The organism is Siphonobacter curvatus, assembly GCF_002943425.1.
In the GTDB taxonomy this organism is placed as follows: Bacteria; Bacteroidota; Bacteroidia; order Cytophagales; family Spirosomataceae; genus Siphonobacter; species Siphonobacter curvatus.
This window is the reverse complement of sequence record NZ_PTRA01000002.1, coordinates 404555-430145: the sequence shown is the minus strand read 5'-3', so window position 1 is coordinate 430145 and position 25591 is coordinate 404555. Positions and strand designations below refer to the sequence as shown.

Genomic DNA, 25591 nt, shown 5'->3' with positions numbered 1-25591 from the left:
TCATACGCGTTAATGAAACGAAAGGATGGATTAAAGCACCTGCTCGTGCTCGGGGCAATCCAGCCGTAACAGCCCGGCTTCCAGCGGAATTTGTAGTAAACCGCAATAATGAATCTGCCCATCAAACCGGTAGTGACGGCAGGTTTTGCACATACGCTGAACCTGGATTAAGCCGCGTTGCGTAAGCTCAAAGATGAGCTTGAATAGACTTTCGTACAGGATCGTTTTCTGTTCCTGCCCGAATGACTGCACTAATCCGTGCAGAACGTCGGCAAACGAACTGGTCTGATCGACCATTTGCTTTCCGGCGGGCGTCAGTTCTAGATGGTGACTTCGACTGTCCAGAGGGTCCGTAATGCGATCGACCAGAGCCTTCTGAACCAATACTTTTACGGCATCGCTAATGGTGGGCTTGGTCAGGTTAAATTCCTTCGCCAGATACCCAACTTTGCATTGCGTAGGTTCGTGGAAAGCCAGGAAAAGCAGTACTTGAATCTGAATAGGACTGAGTCCGGTATCCCGACTTTGTTGCCAGAGCAACACCCGAAATACTTCCCCCACCCGTTCCAGCCCCGCTACAATCTTGGCGTCTACGGAGCTGTTTTGTTGTTCTAAATTGAATATGGAATCCGTCATTCAAAAATCGCAGGTTTCGCAATACAGCTCATAACCCTGATACGCAGGGGCGAACCTTCCTCCGGCACTGGCCAGCTGGGATACCGCAATTTGCTCACCCGAAGAAAGAAGGGCAAGCGCACCATCTCCCGGATCGCTAAGCTTTACAAAAAGTGCATCAAGCGTAATCAGTTCGTGAAGGTCGCTAAAATACTGGACTTTCACGTACTGACGCTGTTGAATGAGGTCCTCCAAGTAGGACGCGAAGGGAAGGCAGGTAGTTTCCATCGTATGCTAATAAGGGATGAGTTGATGCCTTTTTTGGGTGGTACGGGATGGGTTCGCAATGCCCCATCCCATATCCGCTATTACTTCTTTGTTACTGTATACGGCAGGGTTAACTTCTCCGACAACACGCCATACACCGCGTACACGCCCAGCAGGGGTTTATCTTCTGCTTCATGATGCGATGCGGTATCGCCGTGGACCGGGTGATACATTTGCAGATAACACGTTACCGCATCAAAACGGAAATCCGTACGGTTATGAATGCGGTACGCCGGGATAGCCACTCGAATCGTGGGTCCGGAAGTGACTACGTTGTAACCCGGTGAATCAAAATAAATGGGTACGCCTGGGGCCGTTTTGGGCAGTACTACTGTCTTGTCATCCTTGCGAAAGGCTTTCACGCTCAGTCCGCCGGGTACGCGTTTATCTTCCTGTAATACCACCCAGTGCGGGTGCCAAACGAGGCCGTCGTTATCAAAATTACCGTCGTTGTTTTCGTCCCACAGTGGCGTATCATCCATGTCGGGGTGAGACGTCAGGGCCAGTGCTACGATACCTTCGATGGGCGAAAAGCCGACGTCCTGTGGCTGAAGCGTAGTCGGAAATACGTAGGCAAGCACGGGGGCATTGGCCATACTGCCCGATGGTTTGGGCACGGTACGTCCGGCCTGCCCGCTTACTTTCATCGACATAACCACCAGATCCAGATCTGATTGATAGACGGCCTGCGTCGAAGTAACTTTAAAATCGGCGTTGTTGTACGCGGCTCCGGGCTGCGTAGTCTGGGCCAGAGCAAGTCCCGAAGAAACAACAAGCGTAGTGAATGTAAGGACAAGGGAACGATTCATGATTGGTCGTGTCAAAAGGATGATAGAATCAATGGGGACTATTAATGGCAACCCTGCATTTCAATGATGTGAAAACCCTGGTTGGTGATGCTGGTCTGTACTTCTTCCGTGGCCTGTTCGATGTGACAGAACTGACATTCTTTCGCGGTTAGAGGTTGCCCGCCCTGGCCTTTGGTTGCCAGGTAGGTTTGTCCGTACTGGTGGATAGTATCCGTACAGGTTACGTTGGAGGGCACCAGAATGTCGAAGTGCATCAGCGTACCATCGGTACGGGTGACGTAGGTATCAAAAACAGAAACTTGCATGGCTTTGAAAGGAATAAAGTGATTAAAATTCGTTGGTGTGTACGTAAGGATAGCTCCAAAGTACGGCGGTCAAGGTGACGGCTTTGAACCAGGCCGCGTGCATACCGGCTACAGTTTCGGCATTGTGTCCCTTGGCCGCCAGAAAATCCTTGATGGTCAAGGTTAGGGGCACGATAAAGGCCAGGATGTACCGCAGGTGAATAATCGGCTCAGCCCTAGCATCATCGGTGAGGTTCTTCTTGGTCGTATGATGACGCAGGGCAATTTCCTGCTGATAGGCCAGCCAGGCAGTGTCGTAGGGACGCGTGCAGGTGTCAATGATCCACTGACCAAACCGCTTCCGTACCGCCGACAGGTAATGGCCGTCGGGCTGGCCCTGTAAACTGAAGTAGTGCAGGAGGTGCGGGTGGCTGCCCACATACCCGTACCAGACGTCCAGTATTGCTTCTGTCTGATCGCCCAGCACTTCACCCGCCAGGTGCAGAAAACGCTCGTCTTCCGGGCTAAACAAAACCGTTTGTTTGAGTAAATCTAGTTCCTCCAGTGAAAGGGGAGTGGTTTGGGATACGTTGCCGTATGCGTATCCAGGAATGGCATGTGATTCGCTCATGTTGCTTGGTAAAAGGTTCGTGACAAATGTAGTTAGGAATCCTAACTATTATCTTTTTGATGATTTTTCTTTTATCAATGGACCTATTAATAAAATCTATCGTGACTACTGAAGTATTTCTGGTACGTTCTCATTCATAGGATCCCGCTTGTGTACAGAAGATATAGATTCAGTTTAGGAGCAAGCAAACGAGGGCATCAGTTAGGTTATGTAAGGATCAGATAAGAGGAACTGGATTCTGACGGGTTCCTCTTATCCGGTTCATATCTACGCCTCAATACTGAGGGTGATTTACTAATCAGCCTGAAGAACTTGCCATCCTCAATAATCAAGATTTAATCTGGACCAGTAACATTTGTATAAACTGGATGATTCGTGGGGTCCAAATCACCTGCACTTTTGTGATGTCAATCAACGAAACGATGACTAGTAACGAATCAATAAGGCCTATGGAAACTGCATCACCCAAAGACGAAAAATTCACGTCTAACGATTTTCACAAAACCTACGCACGTCCCGTGTTCCGGCGTCCCGAAAAATTGATTCACCGGAATGTCGAGCAGGCGGGTGCCCATGATCAGTTCTCTTCCGAGCGGAAGCACCCGGTTTTCTTCGTCGATCTGCCCACGCAGAACGTCAGCATGACCATCGGTGGATTGCTACCCGATCAGCTGACCAACCGCCACCGGCACACCTACGAAACGGTGCTTTACGTACTGGAAGGACAGGGCTGGACGGAAGTGGAAGGCGAACGCGTGGAATGGAAGGCGGGCGACGCCGTTTACATTCCTTCCTGGGCCTGGCATCGGCACCAGAACACGAGTGCTACCGAGCCAGCCCGATATCTGGCTTGCGAAAACGCTCCCCAATTGCAAAATCTAGGCGTGGCCTTACGCGAAGAAGAAGGTCGTGACCTTTAAACCCACCCGGCCGGGGCGTTTCGGTCCCGGCCTTAGCAGACTACGTATGACGAATGTACCCTTTCACGGCGTTATCGCCTATCCAATTACTCCCTTCGACACCGCTGGAAAGGTCGATCTGGGCTTATTTAAATCACTGGTGGAACGACTGGTGGTGAATGGCTCTCACGGCATCGCTCCGCTGGGAAGCACGGGTGTGTTACCCTATTTGACGGACGAAGAAAAAGAATCCTTGACGGAAGCAACCATCCAGCAGGTCGGCGGACGGGTTCCGGTACTGGTAGGTGTTTCGAACCTGACGACCGAACGGACCGTGTACCACGCCAAGTTTGCCGAAAAGGCCGGAGCAACGGCCGTTATGATTATTCCCATGAGCTACTGGCGGCTGACCGACGACGAAATTGTGGCCCACTACGACACCGTAGCCCAGTCTCTTTCCATTCCTATTATGGCTTACAATAATCCGGCTACGGGAGGGGTGGACATGTCGCCGGCTCTGTTGAAACGACTGCTTCGGATTCCGAACGTGACCATGATCAAGGAAAGCACCGGGGATGTGCAGCGGATGCATTATCTGCGTCGGCATCTGGGCGAAGAGGTCGCTTTTTTCAACGGTTCTAATCCGTTGGCCTTGTCAGCCCTGGCGGCGGGTGCCCGGGGCTGGTGTACGGCGGCTCCTAACCTCATACCAAAGCTGAACCTTCAACTTTTCGACTCCTTTCAGCAAGGGCAATGGACACAGGCTCAACAGGCTTTTTACCAGCAGTTTGATCTGCTTCAGTTTATCGTACAAAAGGGCCTGCCGCGGGCCATTCAAGCCGGGCTGGAACTGCAGGGCGTAAGTGGTGGCGAACTACGGGCTCCTCTGGCTAAACTGACCATCGAGGAAAAAGCCCAACTTAATGCCATTCTGGCGACGTGTTTCTAGGAACGCAGCGTCAGGGCTAACCTGACGCTGCGTTTTATATAGAATAATAGGAGGTTTGTTTTATCAGAGTATGAGGTTCGATGTATACACAAATAGATCAGTTTGCCGTCCATGAAGAGTTTTGATTGAAATTTAACAACCATCAACTTCTGACAATTAGTCAAATATTTATCAGCTTTCAGAAGAAGAAAACCTCTCCCGCCCCTGAGCAACGGAACGACCTACGACAGCCGCAACGCGGTGGACTAAAGCGGGCTGTCGTTAGTCGTGGAGAGGCTCAGGGGCTACAAGCCAGCCTTGCCAACGGAGCCAAACCCAGTCTAGGTGAATAACGAAACCCTGTAAGAGTAAAACTAAGCAGATGTTCTTCCAAGAAATGGGCAAAGGCTGCTGACCAGCCTTCGTAGCAGGACAAAAAACAGCCCTAGTACAATCGACATCATACTCTATAAAATAAACCACCATTTTCCCGTAAAGCCATGAAAAGTATACCCAACATTACGGGCGATCTGGAAGCGATTGTACGACTTTCCAGGGCTTCCTTTCTAGTTCCCCTCATGCTCTATACAAAATGGATGCTATTCGTACTGCTACCGTTTTATATCCTAGTAACTGTACTTGCTGGATATGATCCGCGGAAAGCCGTCGGACAATCGGTTCCGTTTGTAACGAGACGGATACCATGCCGGCTAAATCCCAATAGCTTAGAGCGTTTTTTGTAACACCTGTAGCACCTGTTCCATTTCCGGACTGGTCAGCGAAGCAAAGCCGATGCGGAGGGCATTCAGGCCCGTACCCTCGTACGAAAACGCATCGGTATTAATGACGCTGACGCCCTGCTGTTGTAGCTGTTTGGTCAGTTCAGGAATATTTCGGTTGTCATTGAAACGAATCCAGTAGGCGAGTCCCCCTTCGGGTACCCGATAAGTAAGGACATCGGCCAGATACTGTTGCAAAAACTGGTGGGTTTGAGCGTGCCTTTGGCGGTACACATTCAGGGCCCGGCGGGCGTGTTTCTGAATTTCTCCCGCTTGCATCAACTCTGCCACCGCCTGTTCCAGTACATTGTCTCCCTGGCGGTCAATAATGGAACGAAGGGCGGCGGCGGCCTGAATAAAAGCCGGTGGCCCCGTCACAAAACCAATGCGAACGGCCGGAGCAATGAGTTTACTCAGCGAACTGATGTAAATGATAGGTCCGCCATGAGCATAACTCGCCAGCGGCAAAGGAACCTTGGTCCCGTAATGGAACTCATGGTCGTAATCATCCTCAATAATGGTGAAACCATACTGATGCGACAACTCCAGCAGGGCCATTCGCCGATCCGCTTTGAGGGTAACGGTCGTGGGAAACTGGTGCTGGGGTGTCGTCAGCAGGGCTTTGACGGGGGTACGCCGACAGACGCTTTCTACGGCTTCAATCTGAATCCCTTCGTCATCCACTGGAATCGGGATCAGTTGTGCCCCCGCCTGTCGCAAAACCTGCCAAGCGGGGGCGTAACCGGGGTTTTCAATCAGTACCACATCGCCCGGCTGAATCAGAGACAAGGCGGTTAGGTACAGGGCCATCTGGCTTCCCCGGGTAATGAGAATTTCATCCGCTTGTACCGGAATGCCCCGGTACTGCGAAAGCATGTGAGCGATGTTTTCCCGAAGCAGCTCATTGCCCAGTTCACTGCTGTACCCCATCAATCGCCAGCGGGCTTTTTGATTAAAAATACGCCGATAAGCCCTCGATAACTCATCCAGCGGAGCCAGTCGAACATCCGGAATGCCATCGGACACCGCGATTACGGGAACTTTCGGGGAGAGGGTGGTCGCCGGTCCCGAAGAACGATTGGCCGAAGGCTTCTGGGTAACCCGACCCTGATCCGCCAGTTTTTGCGGGAGTTGTGGAGAAACGAACGTGCCGCTTTTATGCCGACTTTCCAGCCAGCCCTCGGCTAGGAGCTGTTCGTAGGCTTCGACTACGGTTTTGCGATTGACCTGAAGTTGCTCCGCCAGACTACGACTGCCCGGCAAAGCCGTGTTGGGGAGTAGTCGGCCTTTCTGAATTTCCTGCCTGAGGTAATCCGCAATTTGTAGGTAAATGGCTTTTGAATCCTCCCAATTAAGGGATAAACCAAGTGTCCATGGTCTTAACTGGCCCATGTGTATTTGTTAAAACTGGAGGAGATAGCTAGGCCAAATATACGCAACCTTTGTTGCGGTAGTAAAAAGACCTGCTCCAACGCATATTATCAATAGTGAAGAATTGCCATGCTAGTGAACCCATGGATGAATACCAGCAAGTAGGCCCGCAGAAACGTAAAGGATCGAGTGGCGGCTCAGCATCCTCCTTGCTATACCGCTGGGTACTACTTGCTTATTCATCGAAAGATTAACCTTTTAAGCTATTGGTAGAAGGCGTTACCACCCGTAAAGGCTAAACCAGTGGTTTCAGTGCGGGTAGTCAGGTGAAGGTTTATACGCATTTGATCCTATCTCGAAGAATTCTATAACTATGCATACGTCCATTGTCGAAAACCTGCAAACGGTTCGTCAGCGAATCCAGAAAGCCTGTCAGGAGTCGGGCCGGACCGTAGCTGAAGTACGCCTCTTGCTGGCCACCAAAACAGTACCCGCCGATCAAATTCGATTGGCGATTGAAGCGGGTGAAACGCTTATCGGTGAAAACAAAGTCCAGGAATTACGCGACAAACAGGCAGAGCTAGAGCATCTTCCCATCGAGCGGCATTTCATCGGTCACTTACAAACCAACAAAATCAAAGAGGTGCTTAAGTACGTCTCCTGCATCCAGTCATTAGATCGGCTGGCCGTCGCTCAACAACTCGACCAGCAGCTGCAAAAACTGGGTAAATCGCTGGAGGTGTACATTCAGGTCAACACTTCCTACGAAACCAGCAAATACGGACTAAATCCCGCGGAGGTTCTGAACTTTATCAAAGCGATCCGACCCCTCGATACGCTCCGGATCAAAGGTTTAATGACCATTGGACTGCTGGATGTTGAAAAGGAAAAGATGCGTCCTTCCCTGGCCTTACTTCGCCAGACCAGAGATCAACTCCTGGCGGAAGGGTTGGATGGGATTTCGTCCCTGGAACTTTCCATGGGCATGAGTCAGGATCTGGAATTAGCTATCGCCGAAGGCTCCAACCTGGTACGCATCGGTACGGCCGTGTTTGGGAATCGTTTTCTGGGTAAGGAAATCTGGAAGGAGTGAGAGGGGCATGACATCCGTTCAATGAACGGTAGTAACGTACCGCTTGCTTTTGAAGCCTACCCAATCTGTCATTTCTCAGGTGTAGTCCGGTCCTCCAGCTTATTTACGACTCCTCCGTTGCTACCGTTCCTTTCATTTTCGGCGAAATACCCATTCATACTCAAGTCGTTTACTCCCATGACAATCGTACAGCTCGAATACCTGGTGGCCGTAGATACCTACCGGAGTTTCAATAAAGCCGCTACCCATTGTTTTGTAACGCAACCGACGCTCAGTCTTCAGCTTCAAAAGCTGGAAGACGTACTGGGCGTAAAGCTTTTTGAAAGAAATCCCGTGGTGCCAACCAAAATAGGTACGGAAATCATCGAAAAAGCACGTTTGCTGCTGGACGATTACTATCGGATCAGGGAAGTGGCTCAGCAGGAACAACGGGCCTTAGCTGGCGAGTTGCACATCGGTGTCATCACGACGCTGGCTCCGTACCTGATTCCTGGCCTGATGAGTCGGTTTCGCAATAAACATCCGGGAGTTAAACTCATAATTTGGGAAGAAACCACGGCCCAGATCATTCATAAAATCAAACAGGGTGTGATTGACTGCGGGATTGTCTCCACGCCGCTTAACGAAAGCCAGTTGCTGGAACATCCGCTATTTACGGAAAAGTTAGTAGCGTACGTGGACATTACCAGTCCATTGGCCCAGAAGAAAACATTGAAACCGGAAGACATTGATCCGGCTGAAATCTGGGTACTCAACGAAGGCCACTGCTTGCGGGATGAAGTACTGCGGATGTGCCAAAAAAAGAGGGAACAGCCTGAGGAGCCCACCTATGCATTTCATACGGGCAGTCTGGAAACCTTACGGCGACTGGTGGATGAAAACGGCGGAGCTACCATTCTTCCCGAGCTGGCTCTGACCCAGTTGAATAAAGAACAACAACGGAAAATCCGACCCTTCAAAGCCCCGGAACCTACCCGCTCGATCGGAATCATCACGCCCAAAACGTTTGTGAAGCGACGAATGATCGAGTCACTAAAACAGGAAATAGTAGAGGTGTATGAGACGGCTATTCAAGCCAAACTTTAATCACTTGTGATAGGATTACAAAAAGCCAGTCGTAGCTGCGACTGGCTTTTTTTTATAACTGAGGATGCGTAAACTGGTTAACCTCCTCCATCGCCAGCCCCAGGGCCTGAGCTACGCCCGTACCGTAAGCCGGGTCGGCCTGGTAACAATTGCGGATGTGGCGTACCTGAATGAATTGCTGGGCTTTACCCACAGCGGCTGCCGTATTGCTGAAGAGTACCTGTTTCTGGGCTTCAGTCATCTTTCTGAACAGATTGCCGGGCTGGGAGAAGTAATCCGTATCGTCTTCCCTAAACTCGTACGCATCCGCGTCGCCGTTCAGTTTCAGGGGTGGCTCCTTAAATTCGGATTGTTCCTGCCACTGGCCAAAACTATTGGGTTGGTACGCAATTGTTGACCCGTGGTTACCGTCGGTACGCATGGCCCCGTCGCGGTGGAAAGCGTGGAACGGACACTTCGGGGCATTGACCGGAATATGGGCATGATTCACGCCCAGACGGTACCGTTGAGCATCGCCGTACGAGAACAACCGCCCCTGCAACATCTTATCGGGCGAATAGCCAATGCCGGGGACAATGTTGGCCGGATTAAAGGCAACCTGTTCTACTTCCGCGAAGTAATTAGCGGGATTCCGGTTCAATTCAAACGCACCGACGGGAATCAGCGGATAATCGGCATGCGGCCAGACTTTGGTGAGATCGAAGGGATGAATGGCGTACGTGTGGGCCTCGGCTTCCGGCATGATCTGTACCAGGAACTGCCATTTGGGATAGTTCCCCTGCTCGATGTTGTCGTACAGGTCGCGTTGGTGCGATTCCCGGTCCTGACCAATGAGTTCAGCCGCCTGTTCGTTCGTCAGGTTTTCAATGCCCTGCTGACTTCTGAAATGAAACTTCACCCAGAAACGCTCGTTCTGGTGATTGATGAAGCTGTAGGTGTGACTGCCGAAGCCGTGCATGTGCCGGTACGTGCGGGGAATGCCCCGATCACTCATCACAATCGTTACCTGATGCAGAGCCTCGGGCAGCAGCGTCCAGAAATCCCAGTTACTGTCGGCATTGTGCATATTCGTTCGCGGATCACGCTTAACCACGTGATTCAGGTCGGCAAACTTCATCGGGTCGCGGAAAAAGAAGACGGGCGTATTGTTTCCGACCAGGTCCCAGTTTCCCTGCTGGGTATAGAATTTCAGGGCAAAACCCCGAATGTCGCGTTCGGCATCGGCGGCTCCCCGTTCGCCAGCCACGGTCGAAAAGCGAATAAACAGCTCAGTTTTCTTCCCAATTTCGGAAAAGAGATCGGCTTTAGTATAGGCCGTAATGTCGTGTGTGACGGTAAAAGTGCCGTACGCTCCCGAGCCCTTGGCGTGCATGCGACGCTCGGGAATAACTTCACGGTCGAAGTGAGCCATTTTTTCCAGAAACCAAAAGTCCTGTAGCAAGAGCGGGCCCCGCGGCCCCGCCGTCAGTACATTTTGATTGTCCGGAACGGGCGTTCCCGTAGCCGTAGTTAATTTGTTCTGGTTTTCCATGCGTAAAACAAGGGGTTAAATTGGTTTTCCGAACAAAAGTGACCACGCCCGATGGTTAAGAAAAATTGATAGTTTTAATCGAAAAATTGATTTTGTCAATGCTGGGAAGAAACGCCCAACACCCCTCTGAACGTGTGAGGACTAAAGGAGAGGAGAACGTCTTTTACAGAAAATCAAGAAAATTTAGTACTGGATATAAATTGCACTTTATGGTGTTTTTTTGTTAATTATAGTAACTTGCCGCGAAATCATAACCCTGTTTAAGCATTGATTTCCCAGCATCCCCACTCCTTAGAGGCCCAGCACGTATGGCTACAGCTTTGCCAGGGGGATTCGGCTGCCTTAAATCAGGTAGCGGAGTGGTATTATGCGGCTCTGCTGAATTACGGGCTAAAGCTGGAACGTGATCGGGAGCTCGTCAAAGATTTACTACAGGAGCTTTTCCTAGAACTCTGGACCCGACGCGAGTCATTGCCGAAACCCGAGGATATTAAAGCCTACCTGTTTGCCATCCTGCGAAACAAAATCTACCGATCTTACCGGCAGCAATCGGGGTATTCGCACGAAGCGTATCCGGAATCCTTAGGTAGTGAGGAGCTGGGGGTAGAATCGCTGCTCATCCATCAGGAAACCCAGGAAGAATATCATCTGCGTCTGACCAAAGCTCTGGAATCGCTGTCTCCCCGGCAGCGGGAAATTATTTTTCTACATTATTACGAAGGTCTCTCGCACGATCAGATTGCGGAGATCATGCAACTCAACCACCAGAGCGTCTATAATCTGCTGTCCCGTTCGCTCAAGGAACTCCGCAATGCTTGGGTCGTGGGAGGTGTTCTTTGGGTAGCGAATGCGTTGAGTTTTCCTTTCCCCGAAAATTAATTCAAAAAATTTTCATCGTTTTTGGTTAGGTTCTGCGGCTACCGCACACTCTACTATTGAAACGTGCACTGTTTTATTTTTTCATGAAAAAATACCAGAATTTTGAAGCCCGTGATTTTATTCAGGACGAATCCTTTCGTCACTGGGTACGTGATCCGGCCGGGTCACAGGCTTTGTTCTGGCAAGAGTACCTTACGATGCATCCGGAACAGGAGTACGTGATTCGTCAGGCCCGCCTGTTTCTGGAGGAAATTTACGCCCATTACGCCGAACCCGTTCCGCAGGCTGAGGTACAGCTGGAACTGGAAAAGCTGAGGGAACGCGTGGTAGTACAACCCCTGCGTCGATTGCGAGTGTTTACCTGGGTCCGGTGGGCGGCGGTGCTGCTGATTGTGGCGGGACTGGGGTGGTGGATCTGGCCGGAAAAACCCGTGACGCCCGAACCTGCTTCCCTGCATTGGGCCTTGAAAACCAATCCAGGAAAAGAACCCGTCACGGTACTGTTACCGGACGGCAGTGTAGTAACCTTGGAAAAGAATAGTCGTTTGTGGTATCCGGTGCAGTTTCCGAAGGATAAACGGGCAGTACAGCTCTACGGCGATGCTTTCTTTGACATTACTAAAGACCCGAATCATCCGTTCGTCGTGTACACATCTGAATTGAGTACAAAAGTGTTAGGTACGAGTTTCTGGATTTACGCCCGGCCCCAAACCCAGAAAACGGTGGTTCAGGTACGCAGTGGCCGGGTCGGGGTACGGGTACGAACGAGTACCGCTGTACCGACGATTCTGAATCCGCAGGAACAGCTTACGTACGACAAACGGCTGGACCGTCTGGATAAAATCACGCTGGTTAAAAAACGAGCCGTGTTCCGGGAACAGACGTTTGACAACGCTCCGGTGCCCCGGGTACTGGCAGAACTGCAACGTCAGTTTGGTGTCAAAATCAATTACAATGCCGAACAGCTTCGCAACTGTTCCATCAATACCTCTTTTAAAGAAGAAAATCTTCAGGAACGTTTAAGTGCCATTTGTCAGGCCATCGGGGCCACTTACCAGGTGAAAGGAGGACAGGTATTTATCCAGAGCGACGGCTGTACACCGTAGTGCGGGCTAAAATCCACGATAGACCTCGAACCCAGCTTCAGTTCATTTTTCGTCTCTAGTACATCCCTTGCCGGGATGCAGGGAAGTATTGTATCTACTCTAAACCGTAAAACAGTACCTATTATGAAAAAATGGCTTACTTCTACCTGTATTGTCTTGTGGGTATTCGCCAGCTATTGCGGAGCGTACGCGAATGACTCGGCCGATCAGGAAGTACTGCAACGCAGGATTTCACTCAATCTCGTGAATCAGGATGTAAAAGTAGTACTGCAACAGCTGAGCAAACTGGCCGAAGTACGGTTTACCTACCAATCCTCTTTGTTCGGCTCCACGCCAAAAGTCTCCGTACAGGCTCAAAACCTGCCTTTGTCCAGAGTACTCGACCAATTGCTTCGCCCGCTACAAGTAGAGTATAAGGTGGAAGCTCAACAAATTATTCTAATCCGGCAGTCGCCTTCGGCTCCCCGTACGGCCGTGGATACGGAGGTTTCCGGAACGGTAACGGATGAAAAAGGCGAACCCCTGCCCGGCGTAAATATTCTGGTCAAAGGCACCCAGCGGGGTGTCGCTACGGACGTGAAGGGGCAGTATCGCCTCCGCGTCCCGGATGAAAACGCCGTGTTGGTCTTTTCCTTCGTCGGCTTTACCCCGCAGGAAATTACGGTGGGGAGTCGTACCAGTCTGAATGTCGTGCTGAAAGCCGATGCCAGTGCTCTCAATGAAGTGGTGGTCGTGGGGTACGGTACTCAGCGGGCTCAGGATGTAACGGGTTCTGTGGCGTCTATTTCCATGAAAAACGTCAAGGAAATGCCCGTAGCGGGCCTGGATCAATCCCTGTCCGGACAAATCGCCGGGGTACAGATCAGCTCTTCCAACGGGGTGCCGGGGGGTGGACCACAGATTCAGGTACGCGGCATCGGAGCCGTTGGAGGGGGCAGTCAGCCACTGTACGTGGTCGATGGGTTTCCCCTTTCTACGACCTCCAATCAAACGTCCAATCCCATCAATGACATTCCCCCGCAGGATATTGAATCCATCACCGTACTGAAAGATGCCTCGGCTACGGCCATCTACGGTTCCCGGGGAGCCAATGGCGTCATTTTGATTACGACCAAACGGGGAAAGACCGGAAAAACCAACGTACAAGTGGGCGTATACACGGGCTTACAGCAAATTCCCAATAAAGGAAAGCCGGATTTGATGAACGCTCAGGAATTCGCTCAGTTTCGTAAGGAAGCCATTTCGGATCGGATTCGGGCGGAACAAAACCGGGAAGCTACGGATGCGGACATTCCAGAGCAGTACCGTAATCCGGAGCGGTTAGGCAAGGGTACCAACTGGTTTGAAGCCATGACTCGCGTAGCACCGATGACGGACGTGAACCTAAGTTTGAGTGGCGGTAACGAAAACCTGAATACCTACGTATCGGCTGGCTTTTTTCAGCAGGACGGTGTCGTGACGGGGACGAGCTTTCAGCGGTTTTCCCTGCGAGCCAACATTGATGGTCGGCTAAGCGATAAACTGCGGGTCGGGGTGAATCTGGCTCCCACGTTTACCCGTCGGCAACGCGGTATTTTCGGCGGTGCGGGACGGGGGGAACAGGGTTTCGGTGAAGGCTTGGTGGCCAGTCCCTTGCCACCCGTGTACCTGTCGGATGGTTCCTACAATCCCATGATTCAGAGCGATGGAACCTTCAATTACCCAAATCCGGTGATGGTACTTAACGAAGTGGATGATTACTCAAATAGTACGCGGGTGCTCATCAACGCCTACGCCGAATACGAACCCGTGAAAAATCTGAAGTTCAAAACGACGTTCAATACGGATTGGCAGGACGGACGGGCCGAATACTTCCACCCCTCCACGATTGGATACCTCAACCAGAATCCGCCCACCATTCCTACAGCCCGCTATAACCGCAATTCGTACCAGAACTGGCTTAACGAAAATACGCTGACGTACCAGACCACCTTCAGCGAAGTCCACTCCCTGACGGCTCTGCTGGGTTTCACCATTCAGCAGCAGACCAATAAAGGAGCCTCGTTTAACGGTGAAAATTTCCCCGATGACGACGTAAAAACCTTTAACGCCGCCGCTCGCATTACGGGCAGTACGGGTCAGGAAGACTGGTCGTTACTTTCCTATCTCGCCCGCCTGAATTACGCCTATCGCGACAAGTACCTGCTGACGGCCACCCTCCGGCGAGACGGCTCCTCCCGCTTTGGGCAGGACAACCGCTGGGGTATTTTCCCATCGGCGGCTCTGGGCTGGCGAATTTCGCAGGAGGAATTTTTAAAACCCGTCAACTGGATTAGTGACCTGAAACTGCGGGCCTCCTACGGCGTTTCGGGAAATTTCGAAATCGGTAATTACACCTACTTGAGCCAGATGATTTCCAATAACTACGTGTTGGGCGGAACGCTGGTGGGTGGTCGTCAAATGGAAACGCTGGGAAATCCCCGACTGGGCTGGGAACGGATGCATGAGCTGAACGTCGGCTTCGATTTCGGCTTGCTGAGTGATCGTTTTTACATCACGGCGGATTTTTACCGCCGCAATACGGAAGACCTGTTACTGAATGTAGAGATTCCGCAGTCCTCGGGGTTTGGCTCGGTAATGGAAAACCGGGGCAACGTACAGAACAAGGGCGTCGAGCTGGCTATTACGTCCCGAAACATTTCGCGGGGTTCTTTTGGCTGGACGACGAATTTCAACATTGCCTTCAACCGCAATAAAGTACTCGCTCTGGGTCGTAGCGACCGTCCGATTCTGTCCGGCGTAAGTGGTGAGGGCAATCCGACCAACATCACTATGCTGGGCCGACCGCTGGGACTTTTCTATGGCTACGTATTTGATGGCCTGTACCAGAGTCAGGAAGAAATCAACGCGGGACCAGCCTTTCCCGGTGCCGTACCCGGCAACATGCGGGTAAAAGATGTCAACGGTGATGGCGTCATTACGCCGGTGGATGATTTCGATGTTATTGGCAATCCCTATCCCAAGTTTACCTGGGGTCTGACCAATACGCTCAATTACCGAAACTTTGATCTACGCGTCCTCGTCACCGGTTCCGTGGGCGGGCAACGGCTGCATACGGCCTATGAATACCTGCACAACATTGATGGCGTCTTTAACGTCACCCGCGACATTAAAGACCGCTGGCGATCGCCCGAACAGCCCGGCAATGGTCGTATTCCGACGACCAATGGCTCAGGACGGGGCCGGGTGATGTTCCGGGATGTCAGCTCGTTGTGGGTGGAAGACAATGATTACGCCTGGATAAAAAATATCACCCTGGGTTATAACCTGAGCAAAGGCATCGGGAAAGTCATTCGCAGTGCTCGCTTTTACGTATCGGCCCAGAACGCCATCCTGATTACCAATTATACGGGCAACCCCGAAGTGCAGAACTATGGTAATTCGGGTAGTAAATCTGGCACCCTGGTACCCGGCGTAGACTACTCCAGCTATCCCGTTCCCCGCATTTTCACCGTAGGTACGAATCTTAGTTTTTAACGATCTGACGCTCTAAACCGATGAAAACATACCTTTTGTTCGCAGCCCTGTTGTTGAGCCTGACGGCCTGCCAGCAAGCACTCGATGTCAATCCGCACAGCTTTACGAGTGGTGACAAGTACTATAGCACGGAAGATCAGGTGTTAAAAGCCGTCAACGGAGCCTACGGGCAGCTCCAGGGTTTATACACGGGAGATCTGTACGCGATGGCTGAAATGCGATCGGATAACACCACGTACCAGTTCAACGAAAGTGATCGCGGGGTCCAGCAACGGGAGGAAATTGACGAGTTCCTGATTAATTCTTCCAACAATTACGTGCAGAATGTCTGGGCTGCCTTGTACAAGGGCGTCATGCAGTCCAATGTCATCCTGAGCCGGATAGATGCGGTTCCATTTAAGGACGAAAGCCTCAAGGCCCAGTACGTGGGCGAGGCTAAATTCCTGCGGGCGGTGCACTACTTTTATCTGGTACGTTTATTCGGCTCCGTTCCGCTGATTACGAAGGAAATTGCCGGACCTGAACAGGCCTTTACGGCGGAAAAAGCCAGCGTCGACAACATTTACCAGCAAATTATCAGCGACGTGCAGGATGCGGCGAACCAATTGCCGCAAACGTATACGGGCCAAAACGTCGGTCGGGCTACGAAGGGGGCCGCTCATACCTTACTGGGACACGTGTACCTGACGCGGAAAGATTACGCGAAAGCCATCGCCTCCTTCGAACAGGTCAAGGGCTATACACTGGTCAGCGATTACGCCAGTGTATTTGCGACGACAAATAAGAACCATTCCGAATCAGTCTTTGAAGTGCAGTACAACGCCGATATGGAAGGGGAGAGCAGCAACTTTATCTACTCCTTTGGACCGTATAACGCCGGTGTGCCACTCACGACTTTTCAGGGCAATCTGGGTGGTATGAACATTCCCACGCGGAATATTTTTCAGGCCTACGAAAAAGGAGACAAACGGCGGGACGCTTCCATTGGGTACTACATTGATGCCGGTAATGACAAGTATTCGGAAGCGTTTGGCCAGGATTCGCTGCCTTACATCAAAAAATTCTTTCATCCACCCTTCAAGCTACAGGGCCGAACGGACGACAACTGGCCCGTATATCGCTATAGTCATGTGATGCTCATGCTGGCGGAAGCTCTGAATGAAACGGGACAAACGGCTGCGGCGTACCAGTACCTGAATCCCGTTCGTCAACGGGCGGGGCTGGCTCCGCTGGCGGGTCTGAGTCAGACGGCCTTTCGTGAAGCAGTGTATCACGAGCAACGGGTAGAGGTGGCTTTTGAAAACCACCGCTGGTTTGACCTCCTGCGAACCGGACGGGCACAGACGGTAATGAATGCTCACGGTGTCGAGGAGAAAAAGCGACTACCCCGCCTGAGTGCGGCTGCCTTCAATGTGCAGGATTACATGCTGCTATATCCGATTCCCCAGCGGGAAATCCGGCTCAATGGTTTTGAGCAGAATCCGGGCTGGTAATTCATTTGATGTTACGCAGGCAAGGCCTCCTTTCCGACCTATGGAAAGGGAGGGAGACCTTGCCCTAATCTTCCGAAACCGTCATGGCTTTACCCTCTTTTTTTACCAGGCAGACGCTCATGTATGGACTGCTGCTGTTGGGGATCCTGGGCTCGACTGCCTGGATCGTTCAGGCCCCGGAGCCTGAACATCCGAAAGTCAAAAAACTCAAACTACCCGCCGGATTCAAAGCGGAACACCTCTACAGCCCCTCGGAGCAGAAGCAGGGTTCGTGGGTGGCGATGACCTTTGATGGAAAAGGCCGACTCATTACTGCCGATCAGTATGGCTACCTCTATCGCCTGGAAATTCCGCCGCTGGGAGTACCGGATGCGAAACCAAGGGTGGAGCCCCTGCCGATTCAATTACCGGATGCCAACGTACCCGATTCAGTCAAAACGAAAGTTCGAATGGGCTACGCTCAGGGTTTACTCTGGGCTTTTAACAGCCTGTATGTCATGGTAAACCACGAGAGTGACAAGAACTTCGACAAAGGCAGCGGCCTGTATCGGCTTCAGGATACCAATGGTGATGATCAGTTTGATAAAATTACTTTGCTGAAATCCCTGAAAGGGGAAGGTGAACACGGTCCGCATAGCCTGGTATTGGCTCCAGACAAGCAGTCCATCTACGTCATCGCGGGAAATCATACGGACGTACCCGAAATGAACAGCTATCGACTACCCAAAAATTGGCAGGAAGATAACCTGCTGCCCACGATCAAAGATCCGAGAGGACACGCCGTAGACCGGATGGCACCGGGGGGGTGGATTGCCCACATCGACTCGCTGGGTTCGAACTGGGAACTCGTCGCGGCGGGTTTTCGGAACCCCTTCGATCTGGCCTTCAACGAAGCGGGCGAACTGTTCACGTACGACTCGGATATGGAATGGGATTTCGGACTGCCCTGGTACCGGCCCACCCGCATCTGCCACGTAACGAGTGGGGCGGAGTTTGGCTGGCGAACGGGTAATGGCAAATGGCTGCCGGCGTATCCGGATAATTTACCGCCCGTCGTAAATGTTGGACAAGGCTCACCTACGAACCTCATCCACGGAGGCTCCGCCCGTTTTCCCGAAAAATACCGGAACGCTTTATTTGCTTTCGACTGGAGTTTCGGCATCATCTACGCCGTACAGCTTAAGCCAAAAGGAGCCAGCTACGAAGCCCAACTGGAAGAATTTATTTCCGGACCGGCTCTGCCCCTGACGGATGGACTTATTGGGCCGGATGGTGCTCTGTATTTCCTAACGGGCGGACGTCGGCTCGAATCTGATCTGTACCGGGTCTCCTATCAGGGGGCTGTGGAGGAACCTAAAGCCGTAACCGCTTCGCTAACCTCTGAACAGCAGCTTCGCCGCCAGCTGGAGGCCTTTCACGAAAAGGCTCAGCCGCAGGCCGTAGATGTAGCCTGGCCCCATCTTAACCACTCGGATCGATTTGTCCGGTACGCGGCCCGTCTGGCTCTGGAGCATCAGCCCGTAGCCCAATGGCAGGAAAAAGCCTTGCAGGAATCCGATCCGCAACGTTCGCTTCAGGCCCTGCTGGCCCTGACCCGACAGGCCCCGGCTAACCTGAAGAGTCAGGTACTCGAAGCTCTGGCAAAAATCAAATTCGAGCGGCTTAATGAAGCTCAGCAGGTAGACTGGCTTCGGGTGCATGAATTGGTACTGCTACGCCTGGGCACGCCAACGGCTCCGGAAAAAACTCGCTTACTGTCTATTCTAGAACCACTGTATCCCGCCCGCAGTGCTGTACTCAACCGGGGCTTGAGCAAGCTACTGATCGCCCTGGAATCCCCGCAGGCGGCCCCCAAAACGCTGGCCCTGATGCGTCAGAAAGAAGAACCCGGCAGTCAGACCCTGGGCGGTATTGCCGCTACCAGTTCTTCCGATCTGATTTTGCGTAATCCGCAATATGGACTGGACATTGCCAAGATGCTGGAAAAAATACCCCCCGCCCAGCAGACTTTTTATGCCGTAATGCTCAGTCGCCAGCAAACGGGCTGGACATCGGAACTACGGTCGCAGTACTTCAAATGGTTTGCCCAGGCGTTTCAGTACCAGGGTGGTCGCAGTTACATTGGTTTCATTGATAAGGCCCGGAAAATGGCCCTATCCCAAGTACCCAAAGAGCAGTTTGATCGCTACAACAAACTTTCGGGGGAAGGACTGATCGGTCGGTCGGGGAATGAACTGGCCAGCAATTATACCTTACAGGGACCAGGTCGAAACTGGAAGACGAGCGACGCCCTGGCGGTAGTGGATAGTGGCCTGAACCTTCGCAATTTCGATCGGGGTAAAAACCTCTACTCGGCCATTCTGTGCAGTCGGTGCCATACCCTGCGGGGCGAAGGCGGTGACATTGGTCCGGATTTAACTCAGCTGGGCACTCGCTTTTCCAACAAAGATATTTTAGAAGCCATCATTGACCCGGACAAAACCGTTTCCGATCAGTACGCTTCGACCATCTTTTCCCTGAAAAATGGCAAGTCGCTGGTGGGACGGCTGGTGAACGAAGATAAGACCAGCTATACCATCTCGCAGAATCCCTTTGCTCCGGAGCAGGTTCAGAAGATTCCCAAGAAGAACGTTACATCTACCAAATATTCCTCAGTGTCGATGATGCTTCCGGGCTTGATCAATGGACTCAATGCGGAAGAACTCAAGGATCTGATGGCGTTTTTAAAGTCGTCCGGCAATCCACAACACGAAGTATATCAACCCAAAACGGCGGGGGGTAACGAATAATCGACCTATGAAACGACACGCACGAATTACGCTCCTACTCTTCTTCGGACTTTGGATCGGTAGCCCCGAAGGCTGGGCCCAGACCACCGAATCCGGTTTTGTACCCCTGTTGAACGGATCATCGCTGGAAGGCTGGGAAGGTGATCCCACCTACTGGCGGATCGAAAACGGTACGCTGGTGGGCGAGGTAACGCCTACTACTCTTCTGAAAACTAATACTTTCCTGATCTGGCAGCAACAGCAACCGGCGGATTTTGAATTGAAGGGCATCTTTCGGATTACCAAGGATGGGAATTCGGGCATCAATTACCGCAGTGAACGCGTCCCGGAAGTACCCTACGCCCTGAAAGGCTATCAGGCAGATATCGATGGCCAAAACAAATACACGGGGCAGAATTACGAGGAACGAGGCCGCACGACGCTCGCGTACCGGGGCCAGCAAACTCGCATTCAGCCCTTTACGCAGGGAAACGTCCGCGAACTGGTTAAAAACAATGCCTGGACAATGCTGACGGTTGAGAAATCGCTGGGGGAAGCGGAAGCTCTGCAAAGCCGTATCAAAACCGAGGATTGGAATGAATTTCACCTGATTGTGAAAGGGAATCGCCTGCAACATTTTATCAATGGAGTATTGATGAGTGACGTGACCGACCTGGATACGGTAAATGGCAAAAAAGCGGGTTTACTAGGGGTGCAGGTACACGTAGGTCCGCCCATGAAAGTCGAATATCGGAATCTCCGGCTAAAAACCTTGTAAACCATGGCAGGAATCGATCAGCGGAGCCGGGACAAAATTTCCAATCCCGCCCAACTGGGTGGCATCGAAACGTCCGTACTGGATAACGGACCCGGACGGGGGAATCGAATCGCCTGGGTGAATACCGGAGCGGGACTGCGGTACAAAGTAGTACTGGATCGGGGAATGGATATTGCCGAGGCTTTTTACCAGCAACACAGTCTGGCCTGGCTGAGTCACGGGGGCGTTACCACGCCGCAGCCCTTTTCTAACCGGGGTTTGGGCTGGCTGCGAACCTTCGGGGGCGGCCTGCTGACTACCTGTGGATTGACGCACGTAGGTGGTCCGGAAAGCGACGAATGGGGGGAACGCGGTCTGCACGATACATTCAGCAATACACCCGCAGAACTCGAATGTATCACGCAACCCGATCCATTCACGGGTCAGCTGGTTATGAGCGTACGCGGGCGGATTCGTCAAAGTCAGGCCTTAGGTACACGGTTGGAACTAAGCCGTACCCTTTCGTCAACGTTGGGAAAAGCCAGTCTTCGCTTGCGGGACGAAATAGTCAATCGGGGTAACACTACGGCTCCGCACATGCTGCTGTACCATATCAATCTGGGCTGGCCGCTCATCGACGAGGGTGCCCGCCTCCTTTGGCGGGGTTCCTGGGAGGCGGGTTCAGGTCACCCGCAGCTGTTTCGGCCCGAGCACGATTTTCGTACCTGTCCCGCCCCCCTGGACGCCCACGCCGGGGCGGGGGAGGAAGTAGCCTTTATTAATCTGGAAGCGGATGACGCAGGGCAATGTCAATGCGGCGTATATAACAAAGCGTTAGGATTGGCACTCGTCATTCGCTTTTATAAACAACAGCTTCCCTGGTTGACCAACTGGCAACATTGGGGAAAGGGCGAGTACGTGACGGGCCTTGAACCCGGAACTCACCCACCAGTGGGTCAGAACCAGGCCCGAGCAACCCGGCAACTGATTTGGCTCGAACCCGGTGAACGTCGTTGGTACGAACTGGAAATAGAGGTTCTGACGGATCCGCGGGCTCTGGAAACGCTTTTCATGCCATACCACTAAACCTTATTATGACAATGACATCAGCAAGCATGGCCGCCCGGGCCTTAGAGCAGGGACAAGGCATTCTACGACTGGCTCCTACCTGGGTGCCCCGCTCTTTTTGCGTACCGGGTCGGCGAATCAAACTGCATCCCGATGACTACTACGTACTCGGGGGCGAGCGGGGTGGTATCGATGAACGCTGGCTGGCTTCGACGACACCTGCCAAAAACGGACCCTTAACGGGCCAGGACGAAGGCCTCAGTCAGATTGTGTTCGAAGCAGACGGAACCTGTCATCAGTTTCTTTTGAAGGATGCCGTAGCGGAGTTGAAGGGAGCGTTAATCGGCGATCGACTTTGGAATGAATACCAGAGCTGGCCGATGTATTCCAAGTTTTTCGACAACATGGGACCCTTGCCGCATCACATCCACCATAACGACGAACACGCCCGGCTCATCGGTCAGTTGGGTAAACCAGAGGCTTATTACTTTCCACCACAACTTAACAACCACGGCGGAGACTTTCCCTATACGTTCTTTGGACTGACGCCGGGGACCACGCATTCGCAGGTCCGCCAATGCCTGGAAAATTTTACCAAAGGCGATAACAAAATCACCAATCTTTCGCAGGCATACCGGCTCGAACCCGGTACCGGCTGGGACGTGCCGCCCGGCTTACTGCACGCTCCCGGTAGCCTGTGTACGTACGAACCGCAAAAGGCCTCGGACGTTTTCGCCATGTACCAGTCCCTGGTCAATGAAGCGATTATTCCGGAAGAACTACTCTGGAATGGAACACCACCCGAACGTCGCGGGGATGTAGAACAGCTCCTGGAAGTGATCGACTGGGACCTGAATCTGGACCCGGAGATGATGCAAAACCGATTCATGGCTCCTAAAGCTGTACGCGATTCGGAAGCGATGCAAGGTTACCAGGAAAGCTGGGTGTGCTATAAATCCGAAGCCTTCAGTGCTAAAGAATTGACCGTCCTGCCTGGCCAGACCGTAACCATTCAGGATGGGGCGGCATATGGACTCATTCTCATGCAAGGGCACGGGAAACTGGGGGTCTGGAACATCGAAACGCCCAGCCTGATTCGCTACGGGCAGCTGACCAGCGATGAATTTTTTGTCAGCGAAAATGCAGCTCTTGCGGGTGTTGTAATTACCAATGCTTCCGCCACGGAGCCGCTGGTGATGCTCAAACACTTCGGTCCCAACAATCCCGATCTGGTACTTGATTAGTTTTTTCTCACGAATCCTCTGAACCTATTTACGATGCATACATTCCCTAAACTTCATAACGCTACCTGGCCCGGCATTGTCGGCAAGGGGCCTGACTCGGAACCCATTCTTTCCCTTGATACCATGCTTGAACTGACGGCCGGGGCCGAAGTCAACGGCATTACCTTCGATGGCGTAGATCTGGGTCTCTTCGAGCAGCACGTCAATCTGGATGCCGACGATCAGGAGATTCAGGCACTCGCTGACAAAATTAGCGGCTTTGGTCTGGAGGTCGGTAGTCTGGTGGCTCCCATCTGGGGCGGCCCGGCCCTGGGTTCTGCATCGGAGCAAGCCTTTTTTCTGGAACAGGTTCGTAAATCCTGTCGATTTGGACAGAAGTTACGGCAGATCGGGATTCGTCCTGGCGGCGTCATTCGCATTGACTCGGCCAGCTCGCCGGAGCAGTGGGCCACGGACCCGCAAGGGAATACGCAAAAAATTGCCGATACCTTTCGCCGGGCCTGCGACATTGCCGCCGAATACGGAGAAACGCTGGCGGCGGAGGGGGAAGTCTGCTGGGGGGGAATGCACAGCTGGAAAACCATGCTCGAAACGCTGGAAGCCGTCGATCGACCTAACCTGGGTTTTCAGGCGGATATGTCGCATACGCTTCTGTATCTGCTGGGAACGAACCGGCCCGAAGATCGCATCTTACCGCCCGATTTCGACTGGAGTGACCGCGATACCCTGCAAGAGGCCCTTCAAACGCTAACGGCAACCCTACGGCCTTGGACGGTCGATTTTCACGTGGCCCAAAACGATGGAACCGTGTACGGAACGGGCTCGCACGATAAAACCGGACGGCATTGTTTACCCACGGACCCCGCGGGTAAACTCGACATTGTACACGATGCGGGCTACTGGCTGCGGGATGAAAAGGGGCAGCTCACCAAAGCCTTCCGCCACATTTGCTGGGATGGCTGTATGTTTCCCAACGAAGTAATGCAACGGCAGCAAACCTGGAACGACATTCTGGCGGTGATGATTCAGGTACGTGAAGCTCACGGCTGGTCAGAAGCTTAACTTTTTCCTACCTACACACATGAACGCATCCAAAGAACTCCGCATTGGTTTAATTGGTACGGGCTTTATGGGCCGTACGCATTCAAACGGTTATAAACGGGTTGGTGATTTTTTTCCGAAGCTGGCCTATCGTCCGGTTCTGCAGGCCGTCTGTTCGCGAAACCTCGAAAAGGTAACGGATTTTGCTCAGCAATGGGGCTACGCCTCGGTCGAAACGGACTGGCAGGCCCTGATTGCCCGGGACGACATCGATGCCATCGACATCTGTACACCCAACGAGTGGCACGCGGAAATAGCACTAGCAGCAGCGGCAGCCGGAAAAATGATTCTGTGTGAAAAGCCCCTGGCCCGAACCTTACCCGAAGCCGAAGCGATGGTAGCGGCGGTAGAAAAAGCCGGGGTTCGCAATACGGTCTGGTACAATTACCGCCGCCTGCCCGCGGTTACGCTGGCCAAGCAAATCATCGATTCGGGGCAGTTGGGCCGTATCTTTCATTACCGAGCCAATTTTTTGCAGGACTGGACCATAAATGCTAATCTATCACAGGGGGGAGGAAACTGGCGAATGGACGTTGCCTCGGCGGGATCGGGGGTTACGGGTGATTTACTCGCCCACTGCATTGATACGGCTTTGTGGCTGAACGGGTCGATTCGGGACGTATCAGCGGTAACCGAAACGTTCATCAAAGAGCGGGTTCATGAACAAACCGGAGAACTCACGGCCGTCGGTATTGACGATGCCTGCCTGTTTCACTGTCATTTTGAAAACGGTTCGCTCGGTTTGTTCGAATCCACGCGATACGCCCGGGGCCACAAAGCGTTGTATACCTTTGAAATCAACGGCGAACACGCGTCCATCCGCTGGGATCTGCATGATTTGAACCGACTGGAATACTTTGATCACCGCGATGCATCGGCCTTGCGGGGCTGGCGATCCATTCACGTTACGGATGGCGAACATCCCTACCTGAGTCAGTGGTGGGTACCCGGTCTGGGGCTAGGCTACGAACACAGCTTCGTGCATCAGGTCGCCGATTTTCTAAAAAGTCTGGAAACCGATGAACCCTGTCATCCTACCTTTCTCGATGCTCTGCAAACACAACGGGTATGTCAGGCTGTACTGGATTCAGCGGCTACCCGAAGCTGGCAGAACACGGGCATTTACGAAGCGGTACAGTGAGAAAAGATTAGTCAGGCCATGAAAATAAGCTTTAACCGTTGATCTGTAAGGTACTTTTATGGGACAAGTAAGTAGTGAATCCCGGTGCTTTACTTAAAAAAACAGGGGTTAGGAACATCAGTTTTGCTAGCCCCTGTTTCCGTTTCGTAGCCTACTTAGTAAGCC

Annotated in this window: 21 protein-coding genes; 14 read left to right on the top strand and 7 right to left on the bottom strand. The window is 52.4% G+C overall.

Going from position 1 to position 25591, the window contains the following annotated elements; genetic code table 11:
* Positions 1-30 precede the first annotated feature (30 nt).
* From C5O19_RS16910 to C5O19_RS16890, 5 genes are all read right to left on the bottom strand, one after another.
* Positions 31-636 carry a MarR family winged helix-turn-helix transcriptional regulator gene (locus C5O19_RS16910; protein ID WP_104714575.1) on the bottom strand — a complete coding sequence of 202 codons (606 nt, stop codon included), beginning with the start codon at positions 634-636 and terminating at the stop codon, positions 31-33.
* Positions 637-903: a hypothetical protein gene (locus C5O19_RS16905; protein ID WP_104714574.1), complete on the bottom strand. Its 267-nt coding sequence runs from the start codon at positions 901-903 to the stop codon at positions 637-639.
* 80 nt (positions 904-983) lie between these two features.
* Positions 984-1751, bottom strand: coding sequence for a hypothetical protein (locus C5O19_RS16900; RefSeq protein WP_104714573.1), 768 nt, complete (start codon positions 1749-1751; stop codon positions 984-986).
* A 41-nt stretch (positions 1752-1792) separates the two neighbouring features.
* Complete coding sequence (locus tag C5O19_RS16895) at positions 1793-2056, bottom strand: DUF2024 family protein (RefSeq protein WP_104714572.1); 264 nt, start codon at positions 2054-2056, stop codon at positions 1793-1795.
* Between the two features lie 22 nt (positions 2057-2078).
* A complete protein-coding gene (locus C5O19_RS16890) occupies positions 2079-2666 on the bottom strand; it encodes a protoglobin domain-containing protein (protein WP_104714571.1) in 588 nt (195 codons plus the stop codon).
* 449 nt (positions 2667-3115) lie between these two features.
* Here C5O19_RS16890 and C5O19_RS16885 point away from each other — a divergent pair, with 449 nt between their 5' ends.
* Positions 3116-3586, top strand: a complete 471-nt coding sequence (locus tag C5O19_RS16885; protein WP_233207919.1) for a cupin domain-containing protein — start codon at positions 3116-3118, stop codon at positions 3584-3586.
* A gap of 46 nt (positions 3587-3632) precedes the next feature.
* Entirely contained in the window at positions 3633-4514 is an 882-nt protein-coding gene (locus C5O19_RS16880; RefSeq protein ID WP_104714569.1) for a dihydrodipicolinate synthase family protein, read from the top strand.
* 704 nt (positions 4515-5218) lie between these two features.
* On the opposite strand, the gene pdxR is transcribed toward C5O19_RS16880, so the two are convergent.
* Complete coding sequence (gene pdxR, locus C5O19_RS16875) at positions 5219-6664, bottom strand: MocR-like pyridoxine biosynthesis transcription factor PdxR (RefSeq protein ID WP_104714568.1); 1446 nt, start codon at positions 6662-6664, stop codon at positions 5219-5221.
* Positions 6665-7016: 352 nt separating this feature from the next.
* Between pdxR and C5O19_RS16870 the strand changes: the two genes are divergently transcribed.
* Positions 7017-7736, top strand: a complete 720-nt coding sequence (locus C5O19_RS16870; protein WP_104714567.1) for a YggS family pyridoxal phosphate-dependent enzyme — start codon at positions 7017-7019, stop codon at positions 7734-7736.
* 177 nt (positions 7737-7913) lie between these two features.
* Entirely contained in the window at positions 7914-8822 is a 909-nt protein-coding gene (locus tag C5O19_RS16865) for a hydrogen peroxide-inducible genes activator (RefSeq protein WP_104714566.1), read from the top strand.
* Positions 8823-8874: 52 nt separating this feature from the next.
* Here the strand turns inward: C5O19_RS16865 and C5O19_RS16860 are convergent, their stop codons facing one another.
* A complete protein-coding gene (locus C5O19_RS16860; RefSeq protein WP_104714565.1) occupies positions 8875-10353 on the bottom strand; it encodes a catalase in 1479 nt (492 codons plus the stop codon).
* Positions 10354-10620: 267 nt separating this feature from the next.
* Here C5O19_RS16860 and C5O19_RS16855 point away from each other — a divergent pair, with 267 nt between their 5' ends.
* The 10 genes from C5O19_RS16855 to C5O19_RS16810 all read left to right on the top strand — a co-directional run bounded on the left by C5O19_RS16855 (position 10621) and on the right by C5O19_RS16810 (position 25426).
* Positions 10621-11232: an RNA polymerase sigma factor gene (locus tag C5O19_RS16855; RefSeq protein ID WP_104714564.1), complete on the top strand. Its 612-nt coding sequence runs from the start codon at positions 10621-10623 to the stop codon at positions 11230-11232.
* Between the two features lie 83 nt (positions 11233-11315).
* Complete coding sequence (locus C5O19_RS16850; protein ID WP_104714563.1) at positions 11316-12338, top strand: FecR family protein; 1023 nt, start codon at positions 11316-11318, stop codon at positions 12336-12338.
* Positions 12339-12461: 123 nt separating this feature from the next.
* A complete protein-coding gene (locus C5O19_RS16845; RefSeq protein WP_165796048.1) occupies positions 12462-15854 on the top strand; it encodes a TonB-dependent receptor in 3393 nt (1130 codons plus the stop codon).
* 20 nt (positions 15855-15874) lie between these two features.
* Positions 15875-17347 (top strand): RagB/SusD family nutrient uptake outer membrane protein, encoded by a 1473-nt coding sequence (locus tag C5O19_RS16840; RefSeq protein ID WP_104714561.1) that lies wholly within the window; start codon positions 15875-15877, stop codon positions 17345-17347.
* 83 nt (positions 17348-17430) lie between these two features.
* A complete protein-coding gene (locus C5O19_RS16835; protein WP_104714560.1) occupies positions 17431-20136 on the top strand; it encodes a c-type cytochrome in 2706 nt (901 codons plus the stop codon).
* 7 nt (positions 20137-20143) lie between these two features.
* Entirely contained in the window at positions 20144-20893 is a 750-nt protein-coding gene (locus C5O19_RS16830) for a 3-keto-disaccharide hydrolase (protein ID WP_104714559.1), read from the top strand.
* Between the two features lie 3 nt (positions 20894-20896).
* Entirely contained in the window at positions 20897-21958 is a 1062-nt protein-coding gene (locus C5O19_RS16825; protein WP_104714558.1) for an aldose 1-epimerase family protein, read from the top strand.
* A gap of 14 nt (positions 21959-21972) precedes the next feature.
* Positions 21973-23184 (top strand): class I mannose-6-phosphate isomerase, encoded by a 1212-nt coding sequence (locus C5O19_RS16820; RefSeq protein ID WP_394341789.1) that lies wholly within the window; start codon positions 21973-21975, stop codon positions 23182-23184.
* A 33-nt stretch (positions 23185-23217) separates the two neighbouring features.
* Positions 23218-24246, top strand: coding sequence for a sugar phosphate isomerase/epimerase family protein (locus tag C5O19_RS16815; protein WP_104714557.1), 1029 nt, complete (start codon positions 23218-23220; stop codon positions 24244-24246).
* A 19-nt stretch (positions 24247-24265) separates the two neighbouring features.
* On the top strand, positions 24266-25426 hold the full coding sequence (locus C5O19_RS16810) for a Gfo/Idh/MocA family protein (RefSeq protein WP_104714556.1): 1161 nt from the start codon (positions 24266-24268) through the stop codon (positions 25424-25426).
* Positions 25427-25591: the final 165 nt, after the last annotated feature.

What these genes read in the sequence shown, in the direction of transcription:
- C5O19_RS16850 (WP_104714563.1), top strand. Translation starts at nt 11,316, where the DNA reads ATGAAAAAATACCAGAATTTTGAAGCCCGTGATTTTATTCAGGACGAA.
- C5O19_RS16845 (WP_165796048.1), top strand. Translation starts at nt 12,462, where the DNA reads ATGAAAAAATGGCTTACTTCTACCTGTATTGTCTTGTGGGTATTCGCC.
- C5O19_RS16880 (WP_104714569.1), top strand. Translation starts at nt 3,633, where the DNA reads ATGACGAATGTACCCTTTCACGGCGTTATCGCCTATCCAATTACTCCC.
- C5O19_RS16815 (WP_104714557.1), top strand. Translation starts at nt 23,218, where the DNA reads ATGCATACATTCCCTAAACTTCATAACGCTACCTGGCCCGGCATTGTC.
- C5O19_RS16840 (WP_104714561.1), top strand. Translation starts at nt 15,875, where the DNA reads ATGAAAACATACCTTTTGTTCGCAGCCCTGTTGTTGAGCCTGACGGCC.
- C5O19_RS16890 (WP_104714571.1), bottom strand. Translation starts at nt 2,666, where the DNA reads ATGAGCGAATCACATGCCATTCCTGGATACGCATACGGCAACGTATCC.
- C5O19_RS16885 (WP_233207919.1), top strand. Translation starts at nt 3,116, where the DNA reads ATGGAAACTGCATCACCCAAAGACGAAAAATTCACGTCTAACGATTTT.
- C5O19_RS16820 (WP_394341789.1), top strand. Translation starts at nt 21,973, where the DNA reads ATGACATCAGCAAGCATGGCCGCCCGGGCCTTAGAGCAGGGACAAGGC.
- C5O19_RS16825 (WP_104714558.1), top strand. Translation starts at nt 20,897, where the DNA reads ATGGCAGGAATCGATCAGCGGAGCCGGGACAAAATTTCCAATCCCGCC.
- C5O19_RS16900 (WP_104714573.1), bottom strand. Translation starts at nt 1,751, where the DNA reads ATGAATCGTTCCCTTGTCCTTACATTCACTACGCTTGTTGTTTCTTCG.
- pdxR (WP_104714568.1), bottom strand. Translation starts at nt 6,664, where the DNA reads ATGGGCCAGTTAAGACCATGGACACTTGGTTTATCCCTTAATTGGGAG.
- C5O19_RS16895 (WP_104714572.1), bottom strand. Translation starts at nt 2,056, where the DNA reads ATGCAAGTTTCTGTTTTTGATACCTACGTCACCCGTACCGATGGTACG.
- C5O19_RS16830 (WP_104714559.1), top strand. Translation starts at nt 20,144, where the DNA reads ATGAAACGACACGCACGAATTACGCTCCTACTCTTCTTCGGACTTTGG.
- C5O19_RS16870 (WP_104714567.1), top strand. Translation starts at nt 7,017, where the DNA reads ATGCATACGTCCATTGTCGAAAACCTGCAAACGGTTCGTCAGCGAATC.
- C5O19_RS16835 (WP_104714560.1), top strand. Translation starts at nt 17,431, where the DNA reads ATGGCTTTACCCTCTTTTTTTACCAGGCAGACGCTCATGTATGGACTG.
- C5O19_RS16910 (WP_104714575.1), bottom strand. Translation starts at nt 636, where the DNA reads ATGACGGATTCCATATTCAATTTAGAACAACAAAACAGCTCCGTAGAC.
- C5O19_RS16860 (WP_104714565.1), bottom strand. Translation starts at nt 10,353, where the DNA reads ATGGAAAACCAGAACAAATTAACTACGGCTACGGGAACGCCCGTTCCG.
- C5O19_RS16865 (WP_104714566.1), top strand. Translation starts at nt 7,914, where the DNA reads ATGACAATCGTACAGCTCGAATACCTGGTGGCCGTAGATACCTACCGG.
- C5O19_RS16810 (WP_104714556.1), top strand. Translation starts at nt 24,266, where the DNA reads ATGAACGCATCCAAAGAACTCCGCATTGGTTTAATTGGTACGGGCTTT.
- C5O19_RS16905 (WP_104714574.1), bottom strand. Translation starts at nt 903, where the DNA reads ATGGAAACTACCTGCCTTCCCTTCGCGTCCTACTTGGAGGACCTCATT.